We start from the raw sequence: 10925 nt of genomic DNA, 5'->3' as shown, positions 1-10925 counted from the left end.
CATCGGCGTCCCTGGATGTCTCGAAGAGGCCGATGACGTCAACGTAGAAATCACGCGAACGCTCCAGATCCACGACCTGATACTCGATGTAGCCGAGCCGCAGGATGTTGAAGCCGGGCTGATTGGGGTTCGTCATTTACTTCACACCTCTTCCGATGAAGCGCCGGCACGCAACGCGCCACGACGCGAAATAAAGCCTGGCGGCCATGAGACGCGCCTGTCTGCTGACATTGTCTGCTTCGCCGTGCGCGCCGTCTGTATCGGCTGATACAGCGGCACCTGCGGCGATCGAGGGCTTCCGGATGTATCGCCAGATACAGAAGCAGCGTGTCGCGGTGACCAGAATCCACCCATCCCCTCCTCCCCGAACCAGGATTCCGCATGAGCTCACCCTTGTCCATCCCAGTCACGCCAGCCGGCATCGACCGCCGCCGCTTCATCCAGGGCCTGGCAGCAGCCTCCGTCCTTGCGCCGGGCCTCAGCCACGCGGCCTATCCCGACAGGCCGGTCAGGCTCATCATTCCTTTCATCGCGGGAGGTCCGACAGACCAGCTGGCCCGGCTTTTCGGGGATCGTCTCTCCAAGGTACTGGGACAACCTGTCATTGCCGACAACCGTCCCGGCGCCAACTCCACCGTCGCGGTACAAGCGACACTGCAGAACGGTGCAGATGGCTACACGGTTTTCTTCGCCGGACAAGGTGTGCTCGCCGTGACGCCCCAACTCACGAAGAAGCTTCCCTACGATGTGGACAAGGACCTCACGCCAGTGGGCGTTGTTGCGAACATGCCCCTGACCATGGTCGTCAACAGTTCCCTTCCGGTGAAAACCGTCGCCGATTTCGTTGCATATGCCAAGGCGCGCCCTGGCCAGTTGAACTTCGGCTCGCCAGGTATCGGCAATCCCCTTCATCTGGCCGTTGAACTTTTCAACGCAGCCGCTGGCATCCGCATGCAGCACATTCCTTTCAACGGAACCGCTCCCGCCCTGACGGCATTGCGATCCGGCGAGATACACACGGTGTTCGATGTCGTCACCACGGCCGTGCCCCATGTGAAGGCCGGGACATTGCGCGCGTTGGCAGTCACCTCCCTGCAACGGAGCTCCGCCCTGCCGGAGATTCCGACCATGTCTGAAAGTGGCTACCCCGGCTTTGAAGCGTCGAGCTGGTACGCATTGACGACCGCCAGTGCTGCGCCCAGCGATGTGAAGGATCGCCTGGCCAAGGCAACCCAGGCCGTGATCTCCGATCCCGAGTTCGGCCCGACGCTCGACAAGCTCGGGCTGATTCCCTACCCGCCGATGGACATGGCAGCAGTGCAGAATTTCGTGCAGAAGGAGCGTGCGCGCTGGGGCACCGTCATCCGGGAAAACAAGATCACGCTGGACACCTGAGAGCTCCCGGCCATGGCAGAGATGGTTTTTGCGGCAGGCGCGCCACACGCCCCCGGACTGGTGGGTTTGCTGGGCGCGGCACCGGCTGACGTCAAGGACGTCGTGCAGGACATGTACGCTGCGATCCGGACCCGACTGCTCGCAACGAAGCCCGACGTCCTGATCATCGTCGCCAATGACCATCTGGCCAACAGCCGTGTGCGCTGCTATCCGGACTTCCTCATCGGCATGGCCCCGGAGCACAAGGGACCTTACGAGTGGTTCAAGGAATGGATCGGTTGCCGCGACTATGTCGTCCCGGGACGGCCCGAGCTGTCGGAGGCGATCTTCCGCGGCATGAACCGTCGCGGCCATCGCCTGTTCGCGGAGCGCGAGAACCTTCGCTTCGACGACAACGTGTCCGTGCCCTCGGTGATGCTCGAGCTCGACACCACGGGCGTCGCACTGATCCCCATTCTCCAGAACTGCACAGTGCCTCCGTTCCCCGACCAGAGGCAGTCCTATGAATTCGGGCAGGCCTTGGCTGAAGTCATCCGCGACGAGCTGCCCGCCGGTCTTCGTGTCGCCCTGCTGGGCTCGGGCGGCCTGAGCCATGAGCCAGGCGGGGCGCGCTACTTCTTCATCGATCGCGACTTCGATCTCTGGTTCCTGGAGCTGATGGCGTCGGGCGATCACGAGCGCGTTTTGCGTGAGCTCACCATCGACCGGATGGAAAACGCCGGCGCCGGCGGTACGTCAGAACTGCTGGCATGGCTGGTCGTACTGGGCGCCATCGGACCCTGCAAGGGGATGCAGTCGGGCTACGCCGTGCACGCCGATTTCAAATGCGGCATCGGTGGTGTCATCTGGGATCTCCACGGCAGCAAGTTCGATGCTTCATCGGCTCCGCCTGCCCCGCCACCACCCGCTGCCCTGCCGCTCGGCGATCCGCCGCCGGCGAAGCTCGCCGACTTCGATCCGACGCTGGCCGGGCACGACCTGGTGCAGGACCTCAAATGGAATCCGTCATTGCGCGAGGAGTTCGCGGCGAGCGAGGCGCTGGTCCTGGACAGATACGCGTTGCGGCCACAGGAGCGTGCAGCCATCGAGCAGCGCGATTTCCGGACGCTCTATGACATGGGTTTCCACCCGTACCTGGGCGGCCAGCTCGCGCGATTCATCTTCGGGAACACGGCGGGCAAAGGCGCGACTGTCGCGGTGCGCAAGCTGGTTGACTCGCTACGTGGCAAGCAGGCCGACGAGTTCGACAAGGATCAAGGCGTGGTCAAGCAATGACCATCCACCATCTCAAGGCCACCGACGAGACCGTGCGCGTCGGCGTCATCGACTCTGCATTCCCGGCTGTCCTCGGCATCGAGTCGGGCGATGAAATCGTCTTTGACACGTGGCAGCTCTGGGGCGATGCCGTTACCCCGGCCAGCGACTTCGATCACATACGCCAACTGCGCGATTCATACAAAGGCAAAGGCCCGCACAGCATGACCGGGCCGTTCCACATCAACGGCGCACGCCCCGGCATGGCATTGCGCGTGGACATCCTCGAACTGCGGCTGCGTGATCACGGCTTCAATGTTCTGCTTCCCAGGGGCATCGGACGTGGGCTCCTGAAGGACGAGATCGACGGTGGTGAAATCCGCCACTTCAGACTCGATCGTGAGACGATGACCACGCAACTGGGCGAGAAGGCCACGGTTCATCTCAGGCCTTTCCTCGGCATCATGGGTGTCGCGCCGGCGAAGCCGGGACCGCACATTTCGTCGGTTCCCGGTGAATTCGGCGGGAACATGGATTGCACCGAACTCGTGGCCGGCACCAGCCTGCTGCTGCCGGTGTGGGTGGATGGTGCGTTGTTCTACGCGGGTGATGCGCATGCCGCGCAGGGTCACGGCGAACTCAACCAGACTGCCATCGAATCCGCGTTCGAGCATGTGCGTCTTCGCATCACGCTTCTTCCCGGGATCGCGCTCGCGCGCCCGCGCATCCTCACTTCCACGCACGTGATCACGATGGGATTCCATGAGGATCTGTACGAGGCGGCACGCCAGGCCACGCGCGACATGGTCGATCTGCTCGCCGATGAGCATGGGCTGACCCGGCAGGAAGCCTACGTGCTGTGCTCGCTGCAGGCAGACCTCATCATCACCCAGATCGTGAACGGCAACAACGGCGTGCATGCCAAATTGCCGTGGCATGTACTGGACATGCCGCCGCGCAAGGCGGAATGAAGTCGTTGTTCAGAAACCGGACTACTTGCCGGCGGCGTTCGCCTTCTCGATGCCGGTCGCAACGGCGGCCGAAAGCTTGTCTGCCATCGCCTTGTCGCCGGTCATCTTGCCCAGGGCAGCGCCGGTGACCATCTGGATGAGCCGGGTGGACGGATCTGCGGGCGCGGCGTTGGCCGACGATGGCGCGCCCGGCGCGGCGCCGCGCATCATTCCGCCGATCATGTCCATCGCGAACTTGTTGCCCGATGAGCTGCCGCCCCCGCCGAAGCCACTGCTGGCACGCGCATTCGCCATGCCCATCGCCACTTCGCCCAGGATCGCGAAGGCCATGCGCCAGCTTTTCTCGCGGTCCTGCTGCGCGAAGTCGTCGGCTGCCAGCATCTGCTCCTTCTGGTATTGCTGCTGCAGCACCAGCATGTAGTCCGGGCGGGCCTTCACGAAACGGATCATCGCGCCGCTGGAAATTTCCGTCGTGCTCACGTACAGGCCCGTCTCCACGGTGTTGTCCTCGGTGTCGACCTTGTCGCCGAAGAAAATGAAATGACCGGTGGTGATGCGACCTGCCTCACCGCCACGTGACGGCAGGTAGTCGAAGCGCCCACGGAACTCGATACCGTTGCCCAGCGCGTAGGTGCCTTCCTGGAAGACGGCGAGGCGCTGGCGCATGAAGGGATGATCAACGCGTGAATAGGTGCCCGTGAAAACGGGAAAAGACGTGCCGGGCGCGCCGAGTGCACGGATGTTCGCACCGCGATCCTGCATGCCGTCCTCGCCGTAGTACTGCTCGTACTTCCGGTCGCGGGCCAGCGCGTGGCTCACGAGGTATTTATCGCCGGGGATCGTGTTGCCGTTGCGCCAGTTTCCTTCGATGAACATGTTGAACACGGCCATCTTGACCACACCCCACCCGTTGCGGCAGTCACCCTGCACGCACGGATAGAAGTCCGTGTTGTTGACATCCAGTGCGTGGACGGCACTGCCGGGGAGCATCGCAGCGCAGGACAGCACCAGCGCCGCCAGACGATTCCTTCGCATCGCTCAATCCTTCGGGCAAACGGCCGTCTTGACGATTTCACCCTCGATGAAACACATGCGCTTCTCGATCATCTCCTGTCCCTTGTAGGTCACGATACGCGCCTGCTCCATCCCGGGAATCTGGTCCATGCGCAGGTTGTTTTTCCTGAGATAGTTTTCGCTGAGGGTCACCTGTTCCCCGTGCGGCTTGCCGTCGCGGCTCGGGGTGGTGGAGACCACCGTGAGCTGGGGCCCCGTGTACATCTCCATGCGCATCACGTCGGTGCTGTTCTCCATGAAGCTGGTGTTGACGCCACGTTCGAATTTCGTGCTCATGCCCAGTAGCCCCGCGCTGAACTTGGGGGTGGTGGTCACGGTGAAGGTGCCTGTCAGCCCACGGCCTGCATCCGGCGGGTAATTGAAAATCAGGTTCGGCTCCTTGACTTCCGGCGGCTGCGCGTGCGAGAGCATCTTCGCCACGGCGGCGTCGTCGTAGGTGGTCGAGTGCCTGTTGAACGTCCGCTTGATGGACGTGCGCGGACCTTTGTATTCGCCGGCTTCGAAGCGCGTCACAGACCGGTGCGATTCGGTGGAAACAAAGCGGCTGGTCATCTTCACGGCCTTGTCGTTGAACGGCATGGTGGAGACCGTCTCCATCAACGTCTCATAGGACGCCAGGACTTCGACATCGCCGTCGAGCTTGCCGTCCTTGCAGTCGGCGCGCACGGGATGGATGACGATGTTGCTGTAAGCCGGGATGCTGTTGCCTGCCTGACTCGCGTCGAAGCCGGAGTCGCGCAGGATCTTGCGGCTCATCTTGCGGATCTTCTCGCGTTCCTCCGGAATCGCCATCTGCAAGCCCGCCGCCTGGTATTGCTGTAGCTGGGAGACCTCGCACGGCCAGGCGACTCCCGCGACCGGTGTGAAGAAGCTGGCGTCACCCTCCACTTTCCGGAGGTCCGTCTGGAAGCGCTGCTGCAGCGCGATTTCGGGCGCTTCTGTCAGTGCGGGTTGGTCATAGGCGGCCTGCGCAGAACACGCCAGGGTTGCGATTGCACCGGCAACCAGACAACGCCATAAGGAAGACTTCGATGCAGGCAGACCCATGAGAACTCCAGTGGAAAGACCACCGGAGTCTAGGTACGGCGAGTGACACGGCGCATCCCTTGTTCATGTGAGTCGCCGTGAATAGTTCACGCAACCACGCTCAGGACGCAGGTGCGGTGCGCTGGCGATCGTGCTTCTGGATCTTGATGCGGCGGTTGGCCTGGTTCTGCTCGCGCGTGATGCGCGCGCGCTCCAGACGGGAAACCTGTCCGTCGGCCTTGGCGCGCGACTCCATGTTGTCGATGTGCGTCTGCTGGTGCTCCAGGCGGTTGGTTTCGCGGGCATTCAGCTGGCCGGAGGCCGTGCCGTTCTCGATGCGCGTGTCCTGGCGTTGCTCGCGCTGGTCGATGCGCGGGGTCGCCGGCTCGGCGGTTTGTGCAAATGCGGCGCCGGTGCTGGCGAGCACACAGGCGGCGGCGAGCATGCGGAGGGCGGAGGTGTGATGGAGGTTCATGGCATTTCCTTGGGTTTTCCCGGTAGTGGAGCCTGTTGAACGGTGGCTTGCCCGGGAATCCGTCGCTTTGCCGGACAGTTCGCAGTAAGGGAATGTCACAGCGCGGCCGACGGCCCTCTCGCGGCACAATCGACAGGCTATGACCCATCGCAGACAAATCCTCCAGGCTGGCGCCGCCGGTGCCGCCCTCGCAGCCGCCCCCTGGGCCTTCGCGCAACAGCGTGTCGTCCGACTCATCGTTCCGTATGCCCCGGGTGGCCCCATCGACGTGACGGCCCGCGTGCTGGCCGAACGCGTGAAGGACTCACTCGGCACGGTGATCATCGAAAACAAGCCAGGCGCCGGCGGCAATATCGGTGCGGACGCGGTGGCCAAAGCCGCTCCGGATGGGCTGACCATCGGCATCTCCGCCACGGCCACGCATGCGGTGAATCCGTGGCTGTACAGCAAGATGCCCTATAACGCGGCAACCGACTTCGCGCCGATCACACAGATGCTGCGCGTGCCCAACGTGCTGGTGATGAACGCCGACACGGCGCAGCGCCTGAACATCCACTCCGTGGCCGATCTGATCGCCTACGCCAAGGCCAATCCCGCCAAACTCAACTACGGCAGTGGCGGCAACGGCAGCGCGGGCCACCTCGCAGGCGAGATGTTCAAGGCACAGGCCGGCATCTTCGCGGTGCACATTCCGTACAACGGCGGGAATCCGGCGCAACTGGCGCTGCTGGCCGGTCAGGTCGATTTCAACTTCGACAACCTGGCTACCGCTGCGCCCAACATCCGCTCGGGCAAACTGAAGGCCATTGCGGTGACCACGCTCAACAGGTCCCCAGCGCTGCCGGATGCGCCGCCCGTGGCCGACACGCTCAAGGGCTTCTCGATCGATACATGGTGGGGTCTGGTCGCACCGGCCGCGACACCGCGCGACGTGATCGCCCGCCTGAACCAGGCCTTCGTCGCGGCGCTCAACACGCCCGAAACGAAAACGCGCTTTGCCGGTCTGATGGCCGAGCCCGTGCCCACGACGCCCGAGGAATTCGGCGCGTTCATGAAAGGCGAACTCGCCAAGTACGAGAAGGTCGTGAAAGCGTCCGGCGCGAAGGTCGACTGAGTGATTTATTCGCCGAGGTAGGCTGCGCGGACCTTCGGGTCCTTCAGCATGTCCTGCGCATCGCCGGTCATGGAGATCAACCCCGACTCCATCACATAACCCCGGTTGGCGATGGACAGCGCGCGGCTGGCGTTCTGCTCGACCAGCAGGATGGTCACGCCCTGCGACGACACGTCTTTCACCACCTCGAAGATCTTGTCGACCATGATCGGCGACAGGCCCATCGACGGTTCGTCGAGCAGCAGCAGCTTCGGGCGGCTCATCAGCGCACGGCCCATGGCCAGCATCTGCTGCTCGCCGCCGGACATCGTGCCCGCAAGTTGCGCGGCGCGTTCCTTCAGGCGCGGGAAGGTGGTGAACACGCGGTCGATGTCGGCCGCGATCTCCGCCTTGTCGCTGCGGATGTAGGCGCCCATCTGCAGGTTTTCGACGATGGTCATGCGCGTGAAGACGCCGCGGCCTTCGGGCACCATGGCGAGACCGCCACGCACCAGGTCCCACGCGCCCTTGCCCTTGATGGTCTGCCCGAGGTATTCGATGGTGCCCTCGGTGAACGGCAGCGTGCCGGTGATGGCCTTCATGGTGGTGGTCTTGCCGGCCCCGTTGGAGCCGATGAGCGAGACGAGTTCACCTTCGCGCACTTCGAAATCCACGCCCTTGACGGCCTGGATGCCGCCGTAGGCCACCTTCAGGCCGCTGACTTTCAGCAAAGTTTGAGACATGGTCAGTGACCTCCCGTGCCGAGGTAAGCCTCGATCACTTTTTCGTTTTTCTGCACGTCGGCGGGCGAGCCTGCCGCGATCTGCTTGCCATAGTCGAGCACCGTGACACGGTCGCACAGCCCCATCACCAGTTTCACGTCGTGCTCGATCAGCAGGATGGTGCGGTTGTCCTTGCGGATGCGGTCGATGAGTTCGCGCAGTTGCACTTTCTCGGTGGCGTTCATGCCGGCGGCCGGTTCGTCGAGCGCGATGAGTTGCGGGTCGGTGGCGAGCGCACGCGCGATCTCCAGGCGGCGCTGGTCGCCGTAGCTCAGCGTACGCGCCTTGTAGTCGGCGTACTTGCCGATGCCCACGTACTCGAGCAGTTCCTGCGCGCGCTTGGCGATCTCCGCTTCTTCCGCCTTGAACTTGGGGCTGCGGAGGATGGCACCGAACACGCCTGACTTCGTGCGGATGTGACGGCCGACCATCACGTTCTCCAGCGCCGTCATGTCGGCGAAGAGGCGGATGTTCTGGAAGGTACGCGCAATGCCGGCCTTGGCCACTTCGTGCACCGCGGTCGGCTTGTAGGGCTTGCCCGCCAGTTCGAAGGTGCCGCTGTCGGGCGTGTACAGCCCGGTGATGACGTTGAAGAACGTCGTCTTGCCGGCGCCGTTGGGACCGATCAGGCCATAGACCTGACCGCGTTCGATAGTGAGGCCCACGTCGCTCAGGGCCTGAAGACCACCGAAGCGCTTGGAGATGCCCGCGACGTTGAGGATGATGTCTGCCATGGCTGGGTCCTCAGGTCTTGGTGGTCAGGGACTTGCCATGGTCCGGCGCGGGCCAGAGACCGCGGGGCCGCAACAGCATGATGACGATCATGGCCAGGGCGATGAGCAGTTGGCGCAGGATGGACGCATCGAGACGGCCGTCCGTCATCTGCTGCAGCGGACCGGCGACATAGCGCAGCACCTCGGGCAACGCGGCAAGCAGCACGGCCCCGAGGATCACGCCCGGCAGGTGGCCCAGGCCACCCAGCACCACCATGGCGACGATCATCACCGACTCCATCAGGCTGAAGGACTCGGGTGACACGAAACCCTGGAAGGCTGCGAACATCGTGCCCGACACGCCGCCGAACGTCGCGCCCATGCCGAAGGCCAGCAGCTTCATGTTGCGGGTGTTGATGCCCATTGCCTTGGCGGCGATCTCGTCTTCGCGGATGGCCATCCAGGCGCGGCCGATGCGCGACACCTGCAGGCGGTAGCTGATCAGGATGGAGACCAGCACGATCGAGAGGAAGAGGTAGTAATACAGCGTGACCGACGACATGCGGAAACCCAGCACCTCGAGCGGCCGCCCGAGGTTGATGCCGGCAATGCCCAGCGACGGGAAGCTGAAGATGGTGATCGCATCGATCTGCCCCAGTCCCTTGGGGCCGTTGGTGATGTTGATCGGCGCGTCCAGGTTGTTCAGGAACACGCGGATGATTTCGCCGAAGCCCAGCGTCACGATGGCGAGGTAATCGCCACGCAGCTTGAGCGTCGGCGCGCCGAGCATCACGCCCAGCACTCCGGCGAACAGTGCGGCCATGGGGATCACGAACCACAGCGAGACGTGCACGCCATTCGGGAACGCGGCCTTGAATGCGGCAAACGTGTCCGAGAGGTGCGGCGATGCCATCAGGCCGAACAGATAGGCGCCCATGGCATAGAACGCCACGTAGCCCAGGTCCAGCAGGCCGGCGTAGCCGACCACGATGTTCAGGCCGATGGCGAGCAGCACATAGAGCAGCGCCAGGTCGACGATGCGCACCCACGCGTTGCCGAAGCCCTGCAGGATGATCGGCAGCACCAGCAGCGCAATACCACCGATGACCCAGCCGATGGTTTTCTTCATGTTGTCGGTCATGTCGTCGCTCCTCGGTCAGGCCCGGTCCGCCACGCGCTCACCCAGCAGCCCCGAAGGACGCAGCGTGAGCATGATGATCAGCACGACGAAGGCGAAGATGTCCGAATAGTGGCTGCCCAGGATGTCGCCCGTGAGCACGCCCAGATAACCGGAGCCGATGGCCTCGATCAGGCCCAGCAGCACACCGCCGACCACCGCACCCGCGAGGTTGCCGATGCCGCCGAACACGGCTGCCGTGAACGCCTTGAGCCCGGGCAGGAAGCCCATGGTGTGCTGGGCCGTGCCGTAGTTGGACGCGTACATCACACCGGCAATGGCGGCGAGCACTGCGCCGATGATGAAGGTGGCCGAGATGACCATGTCGGGCTTCACGCCCATGAGTGAAGCCACGCGCGGGTTCTCGGCGGTGGCGCGCATCGCGCGGCCGAGCTTGGTGTAGTTGACCAGCCACATCAGGATGGTGAGGGAGATCGCCGTCACGCTCAGGATCATGATCTGCGTGGGGGAGATGACCGCGCCGCCGATGTTGTAGGTTTCGCTGGACAGCAGCGTGGGGTAGGACTTGTAGTTCGGCTTCCAGATGATCATGGCCAGCGTCTGCAGCAGGATCGACATGCCGATGGCGGTGATCAACGGGGCCAGTTTGGGACTGTTCCGCAAGGGCCTGTAAGCCACCTTCTCGATCGTGAAGTTCAGCACCGCCGCCACCACGCAGGCGATCAGCGTGGCCAGGATCAGGATGATCCAGCCGGGCGTGCCGGGCATCGCGTCGCGCATGAGGCCGATGATCGACCAGCTGGTGAGCGCGCCCACCATGAGCACCTCGCCGTGCGCGAAATTGATGAGGTTGATGATGCCGTACACCATGGTGTAGCCCAACGCTACCAGGGCATACATGCTGCCGAGGACCAGGCCGTTGATGACCTGTTGCAGCAATATTTCCATAAAGACTCTCCGTTCTTGTGGGTCGGCCCAGCCAGGCATTGCCCGGCCTTTTGGGC

At 63.6% G+C, this 10925-nt stretch carries 11 protein-coding genes; 4 read left to right on the top strand and 7 right to left on the bottom strand.

Annotated elements, in window-relative coordinates; genetic code table 11:
* Window positions 1-381: 381 nt before the first annotated feature.
* The 3 genes from ACO2Q9_RS14390 to ACO2Q9_RS14380 are packed head-to-tail and all read left to right on the top strand — an operon-like array spanning window position 382 to window position 3620.
* Entirely contained in the window at window positions 382-1395 is a 1014-nt protein-coding gene (locus ACO2Q9_RS14390) for a Bug family tripartite tricarboxylate transporter substrate binding protein (protein WP_423312469.1), read from the top strand.
* A 12-nt stretch (window positions 1396-1407) separates the two neighbouring features.
* Window positions 1408-2670 (top strand): hypothetical protein, encoded by a 1263-nt coding sequence (locus ACO2Q9_RS14385; protein WP_423312468.1) that lies wholly within the window; start codon window positions 1408-1410, stop codon window positions 2668-2670.
* Window positions 2667-3620, top strand: a complete 954-nt coding sequence (locus ACO2Q9_RS14380; protein ID WP_423312467.1) for an acetamidase/formamidase family protein — start codon at window positions 2667-2669, stop codon at window positions 3618-3620. The genes ACO2Q9_RS14385 and ACO2Q9_RS14380 overlap by 4 nt, the downstream gene beginning before the upstream one ends.
* 21 nt (window positions 3621-3641) lie before the next feature.
* On the opposite strand, the gene ACO2Q9_RS14375 is transcribed toward ACO2Q9_RS14380, so the two are convergent.
* From ACO2Q9_RS14375 to ACO2Q9_RS14365, 3 genes are all read right to left on the bottom strand, one after another.
* Window positions 3642-4655: a hypothetical protein gene (locus ACO2Q9_RS14375; protein ID WP_423312466.1), complete on the bottom strand. Its 1014-nt coding sequence runs from the start codon at window positions 4653-4655 to the stop codon at window positions 3642-3644.
* A 3-nt stretch (window positions 4656-4658) separates the two neighbouring features.
* On the bottom strand, window positions 4659-5741 hold the full coding sequence (locus ACO2Q9_RS14370; RefSeq protein ID WP_423312465.1) for a hypothetical protein: 1083 nt from the start codon (window positions 5739-5741) through the stop codon (window positions 4659-4661).
* A gap of 100 nt (window positions 5742-5841) precedes the next feature.
* Complete coding sequence (locus ACO2Q9_RS14365) at window positions 5842-6195, bottom strand: hypothetical protein (protein ID WP_423312464.1); 354 nt, start codon at window positions 6193-6195, stop codon at window positions 5842-5844.
* 139 nt (window positions 6196-6334) lie between these two features.
* On the opposite strand from ACO2Q9_RS14365, the gene ACO2Q9_RS14360 reads away from it, so the two are divergent.
* Entirely contained in the window at window positions 6335-7309 is a 975-nt protein-coding gene (locus tag ACO2Q9_RS14360) for a Bug family tripartite tricarboxylate transporter substrate binding protein (RefSeq protein WP_423312463.1), read from the top strand.
* Window positions 7310-7314: 5 nt separating this feature from the next.
* Here the strand turns inward: ACO2Q9_RS14360 and ACO2Q9_RS14355 are convergent, their stop codons facing one another.
* The 4 genes from ACO2Q9_RS14355 to ACO2Q9_RS14340 are packed head-to-tail and all read right to left on the bottom strand — an operon-like array spanning window position 7315 to window position 10869.
* On the bottom strand, window positions 7315-8031 hold the full coding sequence (locus ACO2Q9_RS14355) for an ABC transporter ATP-binding protein (protein WP_423312462.1): 717 nt from the start codon (window positions 8029-8031) through the stop codon (window positions 7315-7317).
* A 2-nt stretch (window positions 8032-8033) separates the two neighbouring features.
* Window positions 8034-8804: an ABC transporter ATP-binding protein gene (locus ACO2Q9_RS14350; RefSeq protein WP_423312461.1), complete on the bottom strand. Its 771-nt coding sequence runs from the start codon at window positions 8802-8804 to the stop codon at window positions 8034-8036.
* A 10-nt stretch (window positions 8805-8814) separates the two neighbouring features.
* Complete coding sequence (locus ACO2Q9_RS14345) at window positions 8815-9924, bottom strand: ABC transporter permease subunit (protein WP_423312460.1); 1110 nt, start codon at window positions 9922-9924, stop codon at window positions 8815-8817.
* 15 nt (window positions 9925-9939) lie between these two features.
* Window positions 9940-10869, bottom strand: a complete 930-nt coding sequence (locus tag ACO2Q9_RS14340) for a branched-chain amino acid ABC transporter permease (protein ID WP_423312459.1) — start codon at window positions 10867-10869, stop codon at window positions 9940-9942.
* Between the last annotated feature and the right edge of the window lie 56 nt (window positions 10870-10925).

It is taken from the genome of Variovorax sp. VNK109, assembly GCF_049445855.1.
Lineage (GTDB): Bacteria > Pseudomonadota > Gammaproteobacteria > Burkholderiales > Burkholderiaceae_C > JAGOCV01.
Note: the sequence above shows the minus strand (reverse complement) of the source record. Positions and strands in the feature narration are given on the sequence as shown.

What these genes read in the sequence shown, in the direction of transcription:
- ACO2Q9_RS14385 (WP_423312468.1), top strand. Translation starts at nt 1,408, where the DNA reads ATGGCAGAGATGGTTTTTGCGGCAGGCGCGCCACACGCCCCCGGACTG.
- ACO2Q9_RS14345 (WP_423312460.1), bottom strand. Translation starts at nt 9,924, where the DNA reads ATGACCGACAACATGAAGAAAACCATCGGCTGGGTCATCGGTGGTATT.
- ACO2Q9_RS14340 (WP_423312459.1), bottom strand. Translation starts at nt 10,869, where the DNA reads ATGGAAATATTGCTGCAACAGGTCATCAACGGCCTGGTCCTCGGCAGC.
- ACO2Q9_RS14390 (WP_423312469.1), top strand. Translation starts at nt 382, where the DNA reads ATGAGCTCACCCTTGTCCATCCCAGTCACGCCAGCCGGCATCGACCGC.
- ACO2Q9_RS14360 (WP_423312463.1), top strand. Translation starts at nt 6,335, where the DNA reads ATGACCCATCGCAGACAAATCCTCCAGGCTGGCGCCGCCGGTGCCGCC.
- ACO2Q9_RS14375 (WP_423312466.1), bottom strand. Translation starts at nt 4,655, where the DNA reads ATGCGAAGGAATCGTCTGGCGGCGCTGGTGCTGTCCTGCGCTGCGATG.
- ACO2Q9_RS14350 (WP_423312461.1), bottom strand. Translation starts at nt 8,804, where the DNA reads ATGGCAGACATCATCCTCAACGTCGCGGGCATCTCCAAGCGCTTCGGT.
- ACO2Q9_RS14365 (WP_423312464.1), bottom strand. Translation starts at nt 6,195, where the DNA reads ATGAACCTCCATCACACCTCCGCCCTCCGCATGCTCGCCGCCGCCTGT.
- ACO2Q9_RS14370 (WP_423312465.1), bottom strand. Translation starts at nt 5,741, where the DNA reads ATGGGTCTGCCTGCATCGAAGTCTTCCTTATGGCGTTGTCTGGTTGCC.
- ACO2Q9_RS14380 (WP_423312467.1), top strand. Translation starts at nt 2,667, where the DNA reads ATGACCATCCACCATCTCAAGGCCACCGACGAGACCGTGCGCGTCGGC.
- ACO2Q9_RS14355 (WP_423312462.1), bottom strand. Translation starts at nt 8,031, where the DNA reads ATGTCTCAAACTTTGCTGAAAGTCAGCGGCCTGAAGGTGGCCTACGGC.